At 63.6% G+C, this 14,568-nt stretch carries 17 protein-coding genes; 11 read left to right on the forward strand and 6 right to left on the reverse strand.

Annotated elements, in window-relative coordinates; genetic code table 11:
- Positions 1–467, forward strand: a 467-nt coding sequence (locus IB272_RS34015) for a TOBE-like domain-containing protein (protein WP_192444062.1), incomplete at its 5' end; no start/stop codon positions are given.
- Here the strand turns inward: IB272_RS34015 and IB272_RS34020 are convergent.
- A complete protein-coding gene (locus IB272_RS34020; RefSeq protein ID WP_112772198.1) occupies positions 464–793 on the reverse strand; it encodes a YciI family protein in 330 nt (109 codons plus the stop codon). The genes IB272_RS34015 and IB272_RS34020 overlap by 4 nt on opposite strands.
- 151 nt (positions 794–944) lie before the next feature.
- On the opposite strand from IB272_RS34020, the gene IB272_RS34025 reads away from it, so the two are divergent.
- From IB272_RS34025 to chrA, 4 genes are all read left to right on the forward strand, one after another.
- Entirely contained in the window at positions 945–1,211 is a 267-nt protein-coding gene (locus IB272_RS34025; RefSeq protein WP_192445857.1) for a hypothetical protein, read from the forward strand.
- Between the two features lie 190 nt (positions 1,212–1,401).
- On the forward strand, positions 1,402–2,160 hold the full coding sequence (locus IB272_RS34030; protein ID WP_192445858.1) for an alpha/beta hydrolase: 759 nt from the start codon (positions 1,402–1,404) through the stop codon (positions 2,158–2,160).
- A 287-nt stretch (positions 2,161–2,447) separates the two neighbouring features.
- Complete coding sequence (locus IB272_RS34035) at positions 2,448–3,269, forward strand: sulfurtransferase/chromate resistance protein (protein ID WP_060530358.1); 822 nt, start codon at positions 2,448–2,450, stop codon at positions 3,267–3,269.
- Position 3,270: 1 nt separating this feature from the next.
- Positions 3,271–4,677, forward strand: coding sequence for a chromate efflux transporter (gene chrA, locus IB272_RS34040; RefSeq protein ID WP_060586303.1), 1,407 nt, complete (start codon positions 3,271–3,273; stop codon positions 4,675–4,677).
- 15 nt (positions 4,678–4,692) lie between these two features.
- Here the strand turns inward: chrA and IB272_RS34045 are convergent, their stop codons facing one another.
- Complete coding sequence (locus tag IB272_RS34045) at positions 4,693–4,887, reverse strand: hypothetical protein (protein ID WP_192445859.1); 195 nt, start codon at positions 4,885–4,887, stop codon at positions 4,693–4,695.
- A 237-nt stretch (positions 4,888–5,124) separates the two neighbouring features.
- Between IB272_RS34045 and IB272_RS34050 the strand changes: the two genes are divergently transcribed.
- From IB272_RS34050 to IB272_RS34075, 6 genes are all read left to right on the forward strand, one after another.
- The gene (locus tag IB272_RS34050) at positions 5,125–6,153 is read left to right on the forward strand and encodes a nitronate monooxygenase (protein WP_034799685.1); all 1,029 of its coding nucleotides are present in this window, start codon (positions 5,125–5,127) and stop codon (positions 6,151–6,153) included.
- 107 nt (positions 6,154–6,260) lie between these two features.
- Positions 6,261–7,193 (forward strand): LysR family transcriptional regulator, encoded by a 933-nt coding sequence (locus tag IB272_RS34055; protein WP_060530355.1) that lies wholly within the window; start codon positions 6,261–6,263, stop codon positions 7,191–7,193.
- A 142-nt stretch (positions 7,194–7,335) separates the two neighbouring features.
- Entirely contained in the window at positions 7,336–8,049 is a 714-nt protein-coding gene (locus tag IB272_RS34060) for an SDR family oxidoreductase (RefSeq protein ID WP_112772195.1), read from the forward strand.
- 64 nt (positions 8,050–8,113) lie between these two features.
- On the forward strand, positions 8,114–8,353 hold the full coding sequence (locus tag IB272_RS34065) for a 4-oxalocrotonate tautomerase family protein (protein WP_060530353.1): 240 nt from the start codon (positions 8,114–8,116) through the stop codon (positions 8,351–8,353).
- A 238-nt stretch (positions 8,354–8,591) separates the two neighbouring features.
- Positions 8,592–9,332, forward strand: coding sequence for a response regulator (locus tag IB272_RS34070; protein ID WP_034799675.1), 741 nt, complete (start codon positions 8,592–8,594; stop codon positions 9,330–9,332).
- Entirely contained in the window at positions 9,329–10,657 is a 1,329-nt protein-coding gene (locus IB272_RS34075; RefSeq protein ID WP_112772193.1) for a HAMP domain-containing sensor histidine kinase, read from the forward strand. Before IB272_RS34070 ends, IB272_RS34075 begins: the two co-directional genes overlap by 4 nt.
- A gap of 186 nt (positions 10,658–10,843) precedes the next feature.
- Here IB272_RS34075 and IB272_RS34080 read toward each other — a convergent pair whose 3' ends face one another.
- The 4 genes from IB272_RS34080 to IB272_RS34095 form a co-directional block, all read right to left on the reverse strand.
- Positions 10,844–11,260 (reverse strand): organic hydroperoxide resistance protein, encoded by a 417-nt coding sequence (locus tag IB272_RS34080; protein ID WP_192445860.1) that lies wholly within the window; start codon positions 11,258–11,260, stop codon positions 10,844–10,846.
- A gap of 305 nt (positions 11,261–11,565) precedes the next feature.
- Positions 11,566–12,618, reverse strand: a complete 1,053-nt coding sequence (locus IB272_RS34085) for an alpha/beta hydrolase (protein ID WP_112772192.1) — start codon at positions 12,616–12,618, stop codon at positions 11,566–11,568.
- Positions 12,619–12,767: 149 nt separating this feature from the next.
- Positions 12,768–13,709 carry a GlxA family transcriptional regulator gene (locus IB272_RS34090; RefSeq protein WP_192445861.1) on the reverse strand — a complete coding sequence of 314 codons (942 nt, stop codon included), beginning with the start codon at positions 13,707–13,709 and terminating at the stop codon, positions 12,768–12,770.
- A gap of 88 nt (positions 13,710–13,797) precedes the next feature.
- The gene (locus IB272_RS34095) at positions 13,798–14,436 is read right to left on the reverse strand and encodes a VOC family protein (RefSeq protein WP_060530350.1); all 639 of its coding nucleotides are present in this window, start codon (positions 14,434–14,436) and stop codon (positions 13,798–13,800) included.
- Between the last annotated feature and the right edge of the window lie 132 nt (positions 14,437–14,568).

Consider the following 14,568-nt stretch of genomic DNA (forward strand, 5'->3'; position numbering starts at 1 on the left):
CGGTCTCGCCCTTCGTCTACGGCTTCATCGGCCAGTCGAACTGCCTCAATGTTACGCTGCAGAACGGCGAGATCTGGTTCGAGGATCGGCCGATCGGGCTGCGCGCCCCGTCCGAGCCCGACGGCCCGGCGAAACTGCACTTCCGCCCGCACGACATCGAGCTGGTCGACGGCTCCGGCGGTTGCCTTGCCGGTCTTGTCGCCGCCAGCCGCCGGGTTGCCGGCACCCGCCATCTCGAACTCGACCTTGGCCGCAACCATCCGCATGTCGAGATCGAACTCTCGCCCGAACGCGCCGCTGCCGGCGACCACAGCCGCATCGCCTTCCGACCGACAAAGTGGAAGATCTTCAGGGAAGGTCGACCGGAGATGAAGATCGCTCCGGCCGGAGCCACGGAATCCCAGCGCCAGACGGCCGATGAGGCGGAATCCATGCTCGCCGCTCAGGTCTCCTGGGCGACTCCCTAAGGAAGTTCAAGCGGCCAGACTTCGACCACGCCGTGAGCAACGGCGCAGGGTGTCTGCGAAACCAGGGCGATGGCTTCGTCGAGATCGGCCGCTTCGATCACCGCGAAACCGGCCACCGGCAACGGGGATGACAGGAACGGACCATTCTTGGTTTCGACCCGCGCCGCATCCGCATTGCGCACCTGCACGGGCACGCCGGCAATCCCCATCAACACGCCATCGGCCTGAAGTCGCGCGTCATGCGCATGCGCCGCATCGCGCACCACCGCCGCCGTGCGATCGTAGCCGGCGCGATCGCCGTATCCGATGGTGATGAATTTCGGCATGAACCTCTTCCTTCAAGTTGCCAGAGAAAAAACGCGCCTACCTCTGACGGGCTAATTGACAGCCCGGCCTTCAGGCCGTTCCGTTGAAGGAACGCGGATGCGCCGGGAAAGTTGCGACGCCGGTGCACCGCGTCAAAAGAGGGAGGATCCGATGCCAACCATCATCGCCCATCACAACATTACCAAAGGCGCCGATCACTGGCTGAAATCGCCGAGACGCAAGGAACTCTTCGGCGCGCTCGGCATCACCAACAACCGGACCTTCGTCGACCCAAAGGACCCGACGCGCGTGGCCGTCATGATGGATGTTCCCGATATCGGCGCCCTCTCGCAGGCGATGCAAAGCCAGGCTGCGGCGGACGCCATGGCCTATGACGGGGTTGTGCCTTCGTCGCTTGTGATCCTGGTTGAATCGTAGCGCGCCTTCGCGCGGCGTGCCTCTGTACCTTGCCACGCAGGGTGAAAGACCGCGCTTCGGCCTCTCGCCATGGCGTCGAGATTGAGCCGCTACAATGCGGTACATATTGCGGCGAAGACCGACACATCCGGGATAACTCGCCTGAACAGATTGCGATCGTTGCCTCACGAACAGAAGAAGGAACGATCGCATGAGTCACCGCATCCTCCCGACCATCGCGCTTACCTTGGCGACAAGCGTCGTCGCCTTCGCAGCGCAAGCAGCCGAGATCAAGAACATCGTCATCGTCCACGGCGCTTTCGCAGACGGTTCCGGCTGGAGAGAAGCCTCCGAAATCCTCGGGCGCCGCGGCTTCAACGTGACCGTCGTCCAGGAGCCACTGACGTCGCTCGGCGCGGACATCGAGGCGACGAACCGCATCCTCGATCTGCAGGACGGCCCGACCCTGCTCGTCGGCCACAGCTATGGCGGCATGGTCATCACCGAGGCCGGACACCATAGCAAGGTCGAAGGCCTGGTCTATGTGGCCGCCTTTCAGCCCGACAAGGGCGAAAACCTTGCAACGCTCGCCGGATCGAAACCTGCGGCCGCCATGAGCGTGCGCGAAACCCCGGACGGCAAGTATCTCTATCTCGACCCAAAGGCGTTTCCGGCCGACTTCGCCGCCGATTTGCCTGCGGCGGAGGCGGCCTTTGCGGCGAAATCGCAGGTCCTTGCCGCCAAGGAGGTCTTCGCCGCCAAGGTCGGCGACCCCGCCTGGCGCACCAAGAAAAGCTGGTCGATCGTCGCGACCGATGACCGCGCCATCAACCCGGACCTGGAGAGAAGCATGGCCAAGCGCGCCGGCAGCCAGGTGACCGAAATCAAGGCCAGCCACGCTGTCTTTGCTTCGCAACCGGAGAAGGTTGCGGGCGTCATCGAGGCCGCAGCCAATGAGGCCGGCAAATAGCCCGAATGCCGTCCTCCGCGACCTGAGTGTGACCTTCGGCACTCAGGTCGCTTCCTTAACGGCAACCGAGATCTGGCGCCAAAGACCTGTAACAATCCTTCGGTAGTTTGCCTCGGATCACGCCTCAGCGCGAAGCGCTTTCGCCATGTCCCGTAAAGTCGCCGCCGAAGCGCGGCTTGACAGCGTGCGGCCAACGGCGGCAAACTTTGCTGATGGGGGTGCGATCACCCCATGAGGCGCCAGCCGAAGCATCGCGTCCATAGAACCGCTCATCCGGAGGACGCGTCATGTCGTCGTATCTCGAAATATCATCGGAAAAACTCGCTCGCCTCATCGGCACGCCGAACTGTCCCGCGCTGATCGACGTTCGCGTCGACGAGGACTTCGACGCCGATCCACGTCTCGTCCCGGGATCCGTCCGGCGCGACTATCGCACTGTGCAGGACTGGACACACGACGTCGACAAAGCGTCGGCGATCGTCATCTGCCAGCAGGGCAAGAAGCTCAGCCACGGCGTTGCCGCCTGGCTGCGCAATGCCGGCATCTCCGCCGATGTGCTCGAAGGCGGGTTCGAGGCGTGGGTCGAAGGCGGCAGCCCCGCCGTGCCGTCTTCGGCTCTACCGGAACGGAACGCCCAAGGGCACACGGTCTGGGTCACCCGGGCGCGGCCGAAGATCGACCGCATCGCCTGCCCCTGGCTGATCCGGCGCTTCGTCGATCCGCATGCCGTTTTCCTTTACGTAGCGCCGTCGGAAGTGGAGATGGTCGGCGAGCGCTTCCGGGCGACACCGTTCGACATCGACGCGTCCGTGCGCTGGAGCCACCGCGGCGAGCGCTGCACCTTCGACGTCATGGTCGAGGAATTCGGGCTTGCCACGGCCCCGTTGCTGCGGCTCGCCACGATCGTGCGTGCTGCCGATACCGCCCGCCTGGAACTCGCGCCGGAGGCATCGGGCCTGCTTGCCGCCTCGCTCGGGCTCTCGCGCATGTATGCGGACGATCTGGAACAACTGGACGCCGGCATGCTGCTCTACGACGCCTTCTATCGCTGGTGCCGGGATGCTACCAACGAGACCCACAACTGGCCCTCGGCCAAGAAGGACGCCTGAGATGACCGACATCGCAGACAAGGCCGCGCCGGGACCGGCGCGGCAACGGGAAAGCCACGGCATCTCCTTCGGCGAAGCAGTGCGGGTCTGGGCGCGGATTGCGGCGCTGAGCTTCGGCGGGCCGGCTGGACAGATCGCCGTCATGCACCGCATCCTGGTCGATGAAAAGCGCTGGATCGGCGAACACCGTTTCCTGCACGCGCTCAACTACTGCATGCTTCTGCCGGGACCCGAGGCGCAACAGCTTGCCGTCTATATCGGCTGGCTCCTGCATCGCACCGCCGGCGGCCTTGTCGCCGGCATCCTCTTCGTGCTTCCGGGGTTCCTCGCGATCCTGGGCCTGAGCTACATCTACGCCGCCTTCGGCAATGTCACGGTCGTCGAGGGCCTTTTCTTCGGTCTGAAGGCCGCGGTGCTCGCGGTCGTCGTTCAGGCCGTCTTCCGCATCGGCGGGCGAGCACTGAAGAACAAGGTGATGATCGGCATTGCCGCAGCCGCCTTCATCGCCATCTTCGTTTTCCGGGTCCCCTTCCCGCTCATCATTCTTGCAGCCGGGGTGCTTGGCTACATCGGTGCACGTTCCGGCTCGGATTTCTTTCGCATCGGCGGAGGCCACAAGGCCGGCACGGGTCCGGTACTCAAGGACGAAGACTCCGTGCTCGGCGACGAAATTCCCGCGCATGCGCGCCCGAACCTCGCCTGGTCGCTGCGGATCTCGGCGATCCTGCTTGCCCTGTGGCTGGTGCCGCTGGCGTTGCTCGTCGCCATTCTCGGCACGGGCAACGTCTTCAGCCAGATTGGCCTCTTCTTCAGCCAGATGGCGGTGGTCACCTTCGGTGGCGCCTATGCCGTACTTGCCTATGTCGCCCAAGAAGCGGTGCAGCACTACGGCTGGCTGAAGCCGGGCGAAATGCTCGACGGGCTCGGCATGGCCGAGACGACACCTGGGCCGCTGATCATGGTCGTCCAGTTCGTCGGCTTCATGGGTGCCTATCGCGATCCCGGCACGCTTTCGCCCATGGCGGCCGCGACCCTCGGAGCGATGCTGACGACCTGGGTCACCTTCGTTCCCTGCTTTCTATGGATCTTCCTGGGCGCGCCCTTCATCGAGCGGTTGCGCAACAACGTCGCGCTGACCGGCGCCATGTCGGCGATCACCGCCGCCGTCGTCGGGGTCATCCTCAACCTTGCGGTCTGGTTTGGCCTGCACACGCTGTTTGCCGAAGTCGCCCCCTGGACGCTCGGGCCGTTGGCGCTCGATATTCCGGTCCTAGGGTCGCTGGTGTTGCCGTCACTGCTGCTGACGCTCGCGGCCGGCGTGGCGATCTTCCGCTTCAATGTGTCGGTCATAACCACGCTGCTTGCCTGCGCGCTCGCCGGCATGGCCTGGACGCTGGCAACGAACTGAGGGCGGAGCCGGCGCTCAGTCGTCGTAGACAGATTGCGGCAGGTGAAATCCCTCCGGCAATTGCGATCCGTAGTGGCGCTCCTCCGGTAATGGCGGCGGAGGCTCGCGGTGCTTTATTGCGCAAGCCGCAAGCACGGCCTTCAGCTGCACGGGCCGGTAGTTTTCGACAAGGCTCGGAAGTGTCTCTTGCTTGTCCGTCTGTCGCGACATCGCGGGCTCCTTGGAAAGGTCTCTCGCCACCGAGCGACAGTGCCAGTCAACCGACTGTGTTGCAACAGTTGCCGCGCGATCGACGGTCCCGAGGGGGCCATCGCCTCCGCCATACCTGCCGCGAGCGACCCACAAGATATTCGGGTAAACTGTGGCGCCTGCCCTTGCGTCCGTAACCGCTCACCCTACCTCTGCAGCGCTGCCAGATGGCAGGCAACACGCAGCGAGGACACGACTATGCAGGGCACCCTTTCGAAACTCGGCCTGAGACATCCCCTGATCGTCGCGCCGATGGCCGGAGGTCCTTCGTCGCCGGCGCTCGTGGCAGCCTCTTCCGCCGCCGGCGCGCTCGGCTCGATCGGCGCGGCCTATTCGAGCCCGCCGGCGATCGTAGAGTTCGCCCAGGCCGTGCGTGCCCGGACAGATTGTCCCTTCGCCATAAACCTCTTCATCCAGCATCCGCAGCCGAAGATCGACGCGGCGGCGCTCGAGCGCGCCCGGCGCGCGACGGCGGGATACCGCGTCGAACTCGGCCTGCCCACGCCGGAATTTGCAGCGCCCTACGAAGAGGATTTCGACGCGCAGTTCGAGGCGGTGCTGCGGGCAAAGCCTGCGGCGCTGAGCTTCGTCTTTGGCGTTCTGCCCGCCGAGCACATGCGCGCTGCTCGTGACGCAGGAATGCTGATCATCGGCACGGCAACGACGCCCGAGGAAGCCCTGGCACTCGAAGAGAGCGGCGTCGATGCCATCACGCTGCAGGGATACGAGGCCGGCGGGCATCGAGGTATCTTCGACCCGTCCGCCGAGGACAGCGAAATCGGCCTTGAAGACCTGCTCGCCTGGAGCCTGGGAAAGGTCAAGGTACCGCTCATCGCCGCGGGGGGGATCATGACAGGTTCCGACATCCAAGCCGTTCTCGCAAAAGGCGCCAGCGCCGTGCAGATGGGTACGGCCTTCCTCAAGACCGCCGAAGCTGGGACGTCGGCCCCCTATCGCGCGGCGCTAGAGGGCACGGAGCGGAAGACGCGAACGACGCGGGCCTTTTCCGGCCGGTTTGCGCGCGGCGTCGAAAACCGTTTCATGAACGAGGTGGATGCCGCCGCCGTAATGCCCTTTCCGGCCCAGAACAAGTTCACGCGTGACATCAGAGCGGCGTCCACCGCGAAGGGGTCGCCAGACTTTCTGTCCTTGTGGTCGGGAACCGGCAAGGGCGAGCTTTGGCAGGGCTCCGCGTCCGATTTGATCGCTCGCCTCTTTCCGGCGTAGCTCAGAAGTTACAGCACTCTCCTATGCAGTGCTGTCGGCCCTTTACTTCCGCCGTCTTGCAGACGAATTCTTGCTGATTGACGTCATCTCTTGCGAAAGTCGGCAGAATGGATCGTATCGATGCGATGAAGGTCTTCGTCACGGCGATTGACGAAGGCAGCCTTGCGGGTGCGGCCCGTCGGCTGAAGCGATCGCCAACGGCCGTCAGCCGCGCGCTGAACCTGCTCGAAGCCCATGTCGGTGTCGAACTGCTGCACCGGACGACCCGCTCGCTGAAACTCAGTGAAGCGGGCCAGCGCTATGCAGCAGCCTGCCGGCGGGTGCTGGTCGATCTCGAAGAGGCCGATATGCTCGCAGGCGGCGAGCGCGCGGCTCCGCGCGGCACGGTAACGATCTCTTCGCCGCCGATCCTCGGCGAAGAGATGCTGCGCCCGATCCTCGACGACTTCCTCAATCTCTACCCGGCGGTTTCGGCCAGGTTGCTGCTGCTCGACCGCTTCGTGAACCTTGTCGACGAAGGCGTCGATATCGCGCTGCGCATAGGGCACCTCGCGGATTCTTCGCTGATCTCAACACGCATCGGCGGCGATATCAGGCGCGTCGTCGTCGCTTCCCCACGCTATCTCGCCAGTCATCCCCGCATCGACGAGCCGGCAGACCTCGCCAAGCACCAGATCGTCGCCTTCACCAATTTCGGCCTTGATTCCTGGGCCTTTACGCCGGCCGAAGGTTCGCTGATCCCGCGCACGGTACAGTTCACGCCGCGCTACATCGTCAACAGCGTGCGCGCAGCGGTCGATTCCGCCGTTGCGGGCACCGGCCTTACCCGGCTCTACTCCTACCATGTCGCGCGCCATATCCACGACGGACAGTTGAAGATCGTGCTGGCCGATGCCGAGCATCCGCCGATGCCGGTTCATCTTCTGGCACCGCAGGGCCGCATGTCGGTTCCCAAAGTTCGCGCCTTCGCGGATTTCGCCTTGCCGCGGCTCAGGACCGAGTTCGCACGCATGGCGATGGAAGCTGGTACGCTTGACTGATTATGCCGAATTTCGGTTGATTGACCGCCTATTATCGTCAATTCTCCCACAGCTCGGATGGGTCTAAATCTGATTGCACCAACGCCGAGGGCGAAGGACGGGCTGCACGAACGCCCGTTGCAATCGAAGAAGGATCACATCCATGAGCAACGAACAGAAGGTCGCCATCATCACCGGTGCATCGCAGGGTATCGGCGCCGCCCTGGTGCAGGCCTACCGCGATCGCAACTACCGTGTCATCGCCACGTCGCGCTCGATTAGGGAGAGCGCAGACGCTGGCATCCTCGCCGTTGCAGGCGATATCGGAAATCCCGAGACCGCCGAGCGCGTCGTGCGCCAGGGCCTCGAACGGTTCGGCCGCATCGACACCCTGGTCAACAATGCCGGCGTCTTCACCGCCAAGCCGTTCACGGACTTCACCCAGGAAGACTACGAGCTGAACATGAGCGTCAATGTCGCCGGCTTCTTCCATATTACCCAGCACGCCGCCCGCGAGATGCTGAAGCAGGGCTCCGGCCACATCGTCAGCATCACTACCAGCCTCGTCAACCAGCCGATCGCCGGCGTGCCCGCCGCGCTCGCCTCCATCACCAAGGGCGGCCTGAATTCGGTAACCCAGGCGCTCGCGATCGAATTCGCGACTTCAGGAATTCGCGTCAACGCGGTTTCGCCCGGCATCATCAAGACGCCGATGCACGCGCCGGAAACGCATGCGGCGCTTTCGACACTTCACCCGGTCGGACGAATGGGCGAGATCCGCGATATCGTCGACGCCGTTCTCTACCTGGAGGGTGCCGGCTTCGTAACGGGCGAGATCCTGCATGTGGACGGCGGCCAGAACGCCGGACGCTGGTAGGCCCGTAACTCTCCAAACAAACGCGGCACCTTGGGTGCCATCAAGTTCCAGAAAGGAGACGGCAATGCCGATCGTAACAGTTCAGGTGACCCGCGAGGGCACCACGCCGGAGCGTCAAACGGTGACGGCGGAGGAAAAGGCCGAGATCATCAAAGGCGTCAGCCAAGTGCTGCTCGACGTGCTCAACAAGCCGCTGGAATCGACCTATGTGGTCATCGAGGAAGTCGACCTCGACAATTGGGGCTGGGGCGGCCTGCCCACCGCCCAGTATCGCGCGCAGATTGCTGCAAAAGCTAAAGCCTGACGCGATCAGCCACAGTTCCCACGACCCGCCGCTTGACAGCAAGCGGCGGGTTTCCTTTGTGAAATTGTGTCGAAATGTATCTGCAGGCGCTTGCATTACATTCGCATGCAAGTCTGGATGTTGCGAACACACCGACGACATATCCAGAGCGTCAACCAGACGGAGCAAGTGGCACAGCCCCCTCGCCCAGAAGCGGCGGTACCATGCGAAGACCAAACCGACTTGAGGAGTTTGCTCGATGGAGCATATCGACCATGTGCTGATTGTCGACGACGACCGAGAGATCCGGGAACTCGTGTCGAGCTACCTGAAGAAAAACGGCCTGCGCGCGACCGCGGTCGCCGACGGGCGACAGATGCGCAGCTTCCTCGAAGGCGATACCGTCGATCTGATCGTCCTCGACGTGATGATGCCGGGCGACGACGGGTTGGTGCTCAGCCGCGAGCTGCGCGCCGGCAAGCATAAAGCGATCCCGATCATCATGCTGACCGCCCGCTCGGACGAGATGGATCGCATTCTCGGGCTCGAAATGGGTGCCGATGATTATCTCTCCAAGCCATTCTCCGCGCGCGAACTCCTGGCCCGTATCAAGGCCGTGCTTCGGCGCGCGCGCATGCTGCCGCCCAACCTGCAGATTTCGGAGGCCGGGCAGTTGCTGCGCTTCGGCCGATGGAAGCTCGACACGACGGCGCGGCACCTGATCGATGCTGATGGCACCGTGATCGCGCTGAGCGGAGCGGAGTATCGGCTGCTGAAGGTGTTCATCGACCACCCCCAGCGCGTGCTCAACCGCGACCAGCTGCTCAATCTCACGCAAGGCCGCGAGGCCGATCTCTTCGACCGCTCGATCGACCTGCTCGTCAGCCGGGTCCGCCAGCGACTCGGCGACGACGCCCGCGAGCCGGCCTACATCAAGACGGTGCGCAGCGAAGGCTATGTCTTCTCGGTGCCGATCGAGATCGTGGAGGCGCGCGAATGACCGCGAACGCTGCTGAAAGAGGCTTTCGACTATGGCCGCGCACGCTCAGGGCGCGGCTCTTTGTTATTCTGCTGGCCGGCCTCGCCATCGCACATGTGATGTCGTTCACAGTTCTGTTCTTCGAGCGCTACATGTCAGCCAAGTCTGTCATGTTCAACACGCTCGAAAACGACATAGCGACCTCGATCGCAATCCTCGACCGCCTGCCCGCTAACGAGCGTGCCTCCTGGCTCAAGCGCCTCAGCCGCGACAACTACGGCTTCATTCTCGGACCGGGCGTGCCCGGCAACGCGTCGGTCGATCCGGCCACCGCGGAGCTTTCCGCCAACATCCAGCGCGCGACCGGCCCGAAATATCCGGTCACCGTCGAGACGATCCCTGGCGATCGCCGCCACGTGCAGGCGCATCTGACATTGAGCGACGGCTCGCCGCTGACGATCGACGTCTATCCCAAGGGGGTCATGCCGCTCGCCGACTGGCTGCCTTACGTGCTGCTGGCGCAACTCGCGCTTCTGCTTTTCTGCAGCTGGTTTGCCATGCGGCAGGCCGTCCGCCCGCTCGTCAACCTTGCCGCAGCGGCCGACACGCTCGACCCGAACCGCAACACGCCGCGGCTCAGTGAAACCGGCCCGATGGAGGTCGCCTATGCGGCAACCGCTTTCAATGCCATGCGCGACCGCATCGCCCAGTATCTTGAAGAACGTGTCCAGATCCTTGCAGCCATTTCCCACGACCTGCAGACGCCGATCACCCGCATGAAACTGCGCGCGGAGATGGCCGAGGATTTCGCCGATCGCGAGAAGCTGATCCAGGATCTCGGCCAGATCGAAAGCCTGGTGAAAGAAGGCGTTGCCTATGCCCGCAGCGCCCACGGCAATGTCGAGAAATCGACGCGCGTCGACCTCGCCTCATTTATTGAAAGCCTCGTCTACGATTATCAGGACACCGGCAAGTCCGTCAGCGCCAGCGATATCGATGGCGGCACGGTCACAACCCGGCCGCAGGCGCTCAGGCGCATTCTCACCAACCTCGTCGACAACGCGCTCAAATTCGCAGGCAGCGCCGAGATCGAGGCACGGCGGCTTGCTGACGATACGGTGGTTATCAGCGTGCTCGACCGCGGGCCGGGCATCCCGGATGATCAACTGGGCGCCGTTTTGAAACCCTTCGTCCGGCTGGAGGATTCCCGCAATCGCGAGACCGGCGGGACCGGACTTGGTCTCGCCATCGCCCAGCAGTTGGCAGTCTCCATCAACGCGTCTCTGACCTTGCGCAATCGTGACGGCGGCGGCCTTTTGGGCGAGCTGGTGATCCGCCCTCAGTAGAGAGGAGTTTCATAAAACGCCGTATAATGCGATATAAAACAATCGAATATTTTATTTTCCTAATGTCACGATTGAGATCAAAAGCTCAAGAAGCCAAGGCTTACCGGGCTCGGCCAGCCCATGGCCGATGCAAAGAGCGGCGACCCTGATGGTCGCCGCTCCGGAGTTGACAAGAGCTAGTGCTGATCAGACGAGATTGATCGTCACGTCGATGTTCCCATGGGTCGCCTTGGAATAGGGGCAGGTCTGGTGCGCGGCATCGACGAGCCGACGCGCGACGTCGGCGTCGATCCCCGGTAGGCTGACATTCAGCCGTGCCTTCAGGAAGTAGCCGCCGTCGCGATTCAGCAGATCCACTTCGGCATCAACGGCGACGTCGGCGGGAAGCGCGACCTTCGACTGGCCGGCCACCAGACCGATCGCGCCGATGAAACACGCGGACCAACCGGCGGCAAAAAGTTGCTCCGGGTTCGTCCCCGGACGGGAACTGCCGGGCGTGGAAAGCTTGGTGTCCAGACGTCCATCGTCGCTGCGGGCAGCGCCGTCGCGGCCGCCGGTCGTGTGGGTCTTGCCGGTGTAGAGTACCTTTTCAGCTGCGCTCATGGTGTTTTCCTTTCGACAGGTTTGCCGTCCGGGCCCGATTGCCCTGCGACTGTCGAGACGCATCTGGCGCCCTCAAGATGTATCGAATGTTTCACCGACGCCCGAAAATGTATGGAAACCCGCCAGGCGCCGGCGCCGATACACGCTGATACGAAGCCCATCCGAAAGTGGTTGTCGCGCATTGCGCCACACCAGCATGACGCGGCGCCGCATCCGGCGGGCCCTGTCTCCAATCACCGCGCACAAAAAAACGCGGGGCCGGCGAACCGGATCCCCGCGCCTCCACGCAATCTGCGGGAGAAAAACTAGAAACGATCGACGGCGACAATTGCCTCGGCAAAAGCGAGCGGCGCCTCCTGCGGCAGGTTATGGCCGATTCCGCCAGCAATCAGCCGATGCTCGTATCTGCCGGAAAAACGCTTGGCGTAGGCGGCGGGATCGGGATGCGGCGCGCCATTGGCGTCGCCCTCAAGCGTGATGGTCGGGACGGTAATGGTCGGGAACTGCGCCAGCCGCTTTTCGAGGTCGTCGTACTGTGCTTCCCCCTCGGCCAGGCTGAGCCGCCAACGGTAGTTGTGGATCGAGATATCGACATGATCGGGGTTTTCAAGCGCCTCGGCACTCCTGTCGAAAGTGGCGTCGTCGAAGTTCCACTTGGGCGAGGCAAGCTTCCAGATCAGCCGGGCGAATTCCTTTCGGTTCTGCTTGTAGCCCTCATAGCCCCGCTCGGTGGCGAAGTAGAACTGGTACCACCAGGCAAGTTCGCCCTGCGGCGAAAGCGGCTTCCTGTTCACCTCCTGGCTGCCGATGAGATAGCCGCTGACAGAGACCAGCGCCTTGCAGCGCTCGGGCCACAGGGCCGCGATGATGTTGGCGGTTCGCGCACCCCAGTCGCAGCCGCCGATGACCGCCTTCTCGATCTTGAGCGCGTCCATCAGGGCAATGATATCCGTTGCGATCACAGCCTGCTGGCCGTTCCTCGGAGTGTCGGCAGACAGGAACCGGGTCGTGCCATAGCCGCGCAGATAGGGAACGATGACGCGATAGCCGGCATTGGCGAGCACCGGCGCCACGTCCACATAGGTGTGAACGTCATAGGGCCAGCCGTGCAGCAGGATCACGGCAGGAGCATCGCTGGCGCCAAGTTCGGCGTAGCCGACGTTGAGCACGCCCGCATCGATCTGCTTGAGGACGGGGAAGGACTTGTTCGTGCCCGGGGCGACGGCCGGTAGGCGCGGCGCCTCACCGGCTCCCGCTTGCGCTCTGACCGCGCCAGCCGATGCGAACTGCGTTGCCGCCAACGAGAGTGCGATTGCGCCGATGAAACGGCGGCGCGGGTGGTTGATTTCGTCCGACATTGGAAGCCTCCGGTGAACTGAACTGCAGTCAGAAATGATGGGCTGATGTATCCCGCGCGTGTGCTCTGCCGCCCCAATTGAAAGCGCATGTAGAAAGACACGTCCCGGATACACGGAGATACAATTGATCTCTCGAGGCAGTCTCGCCGTCAGGCAACGCCTTCGCGCGCATTGCGTCGGATCGTCTGGGGCGGCTGCCCCAGCGTGCGCAGGAAGGCCCGGCGCATGCGGTCGCTATCGGCAAAACCGGTCTGCTCGGCAATTACGTCCATCGAGTGACGCCCCTGCTCCATCAGGAGCCGCGCGGCTTCCACCCGCAGATGCTCGACAGCTTTTGCCGGCGACTGGCCGGTCTCCGAACGGAAGGCGCGACTGAACTGGCGCGCACTTAAGCCCGCGGCGTCCGCGAGTTCGTCTACCGAGAGGACGTTTCGCAGGTTGGCCTTGGCGTAATTGACCGACTTCTGAATGCGATCGGACTTCGGATCGAGTTCCAGCAGGGCGGAAAACTGCGACTGGCCGCCGGCGCGCCGGTGATAGACGACGAGCTTGCGTGCCACCTGACGGGCGACATCCTCGCCATGGTCCTTCTCGATCATCGCCAGCGCCAGATCGATGCTTGCCGTCATGCCGGCCGAGGTCCACACGCTGCCATCGACGATGAAGATTCGATCCTCCTCGACCTTGACCTCGGGAAATCGCTCGCGCAGTTGACGGGCGAACACCCAATGGGTCGTGGCGCGACGACCGTCGAGCAGTCCTGACTCGGCGAGCATGAAGGCGCCTGTGCAAGGGGCTGCCACCCGGCGCGAGACCTCCAAGGCATGGCGCGCGAAGGCGGCGAGTCCCGGCGTTACCGGCTCGATCACGGTGCCCGCGCCGAACATGACGGTGTCATAGACCGCGTCGTCGAAGGCCTTCGTGAGCACGCCGAAGCCGGCGGACGCCTTGACCTCGCCGCCGGCCTCCGACAGCAACTCGATCGCATAGGCTGGTTCGCCAAGCGTCAGGTTGGCGATCTCGAAGGCGGTGACCGCCGCGAACCCCATGAGCTGAAATCCCGGAAAGACGACGTAGCCGATCCTGTGCATCTCACACCACCCCTGTCCGACTCTGTCTGGAATGGCCGCTTATAGCAGATTTACGCCATGGAGGAAACGCGACGGTCATGGCCGGCGCTCATTCGGGAAGCGGCTTGCCCGCATGTTCGGCCACCATGTAGGCCGCATACCAATCCGGCCAGTTATGGTCGTGCTCACCACCGTTGCGCTTCTCGTGCTCGCCATGGGCGGCGGCAGCGCGACGCAGGGCCGCCGCAAGGTCACCGACGGAAGCAAAGTCCGTCACCTCGGTATCCACACGCCCGGGCAGACGTTCGGTCACCTCTTGCAGCAGCCAGCCGTTGCCGTCGGGGTCGCTGAAGGTGGCATAGGAGCGGTAGCTGCGGCGCGCGGGATCGCGTCCGCTGATCGCTGGCTTTCCGGGGCCCTCGCGGTGGAAGATGTCGCTGACCTCGGCGCCCCGTTCGACGAGTTCCGCACGCGCGGCTTCGATATCCGAAACGACCAGATAGAGGCCGCTCGCCGAACCGGGCGTAGCCGAGGTCAGCCCGGTGCCGAAGTGGATCGATGCCGGCGAGCCCGGGGGAGTGAACTGCACAACGCGAAACGCATCGCCGACGGGAAAGTCGGCATCGAGCCGCCAACCGAGGCGACCGTAGAAATTTTTGGCGCGATCGACATCCGCGACCGGAATGACGGCGACCTCGAACTTCAGATCTACCGATGGTGCTCTGTTGTTGCTATCTGCACCTGTCATGACACTTCTCCAATGAAAGAACGCAAGGGGCAGAACGCCTTGAGTTGGCGGCTTTCCTTGGGTTCGGTTTTGTTCTGACCGGCCTTTTTTGCCGATCGGCTCAATGGTCTTCGTTCCGCTGGACAGGGCCGT

This window comes from Ensifer sp. ENS08, from assembly GCF_014852195.1.
In the GTDB taxonomy this organism is placed as follows: domain Bacteria; phylum Pseudomonadota; class Alphaproteobacteria; order Rhizobiales; family Rhizobiaceae; genus Ensifer; species Ensifer adhaerens.

Coding starts and splice junctions, on each gene's coding strand:
- IB272_RS34020 (WP_112772198.1), bottom strand. CDS start 793: ATGCCGAAATTCATCACCATCGGATACGGCGATCGCGCCGGCTACGAT.
- IB272_RS34025 (WP_192445857.1), top strand. CDS start 945: ATGCCAACCATCATCGCCCATCACAACATTACCAAAGGCGCCGATCAC.
- IB272_RS34030 (WP_192445858.1), top strand. CDS start 1,402: ATGAGTCACCGCATCCTCCCGACCATCGCGCTTACCTTGGCGACAAGC.
- IB272_RS34035 (WP_060530358.1), top strand. CDS start 2,448: ATGTCGTCGTATCTCGAAATATCATCGGAAAAACTCGCTCGCCTCATC.
- chrA (WP_060586303.1), top strand. CDS start 3,271: ATGACCGACATCGCAGACAAGGCCGCGCCGGGACCGGCGCGGCAACGG.
- IB272_RS34045 (WP_192445859.1), bottom strand. CDS start 4,887: ATGTCGCGACAGACGGACAAGCAAGAGACACTTCCGAGCCTTGTCGAA.
- IB272_RS34050 (WP_034799685.1), top strand. CDS start 5,125: ATGCAGGGCACCCTTTCGAAACTCGGCCTGAGACATCCCCTGATCGTC.
- IB272_RS34055 (WP_060530355.1), top strand. CDS start 6,261: ATGGATCGTATCGATGCGATGAAGGTCTTCGTCACGGCGATTGACGAA.
- IB272_RS34060 (WP_112772195.1), top strand. CDS start 7,336: ATGAGCAACGAACAGAAGGTCGCCATCATCACCGGTGCATCGCAGGGT.
- IB272_RS34065 (WP_060530353.1), top strand. CDS start 8,114: ATGCCGATCGTAACAGTTCAGGTGACCCGCGAGGGCACCACGCCGGAG.
- IB272_RS34070 (WP_034799675.1), top strand. CDS start 8,592: ATGGAGCATATCGACCATGTGCTGATTGTCGACGACGACCGAGAGATC.
- IB272_RS34075 (WP_112772193.1), top strand. CDS start 9,329: ATGACCGCGAACGCTGCTGAAAGAGGCTTTCGACTATGGCCGCGCACG.
- IB272_RS34080 (WP_192445860.1), bottom strand. CDS start 11,260: ATGAGCGCAGCTGAAAAGGTACTCTACACCGGCAAGACCCACACGACC.
- IB272_RS34085 (WP_112772192.1), bottom strand. CDS start 12,618: ATGTCGGACGAAATCAACCACCCGCGCCGCCGTTTCATCGGCGCAATC.
- IB272_RS34090 (WP_192445861.1), bottom strand. CDS start 13,709: ATGCACAGGATCGGCTACGTCGTCTTTCCGGGATTTCAGCTCATGGGG.
- IB272_RS34095 (WP_060530350.1), bottom strand. CDS start 14,436: ATGACAGGTGCAGATAGCAACAACAGAGCACCATCGGTAGATCTGAAG.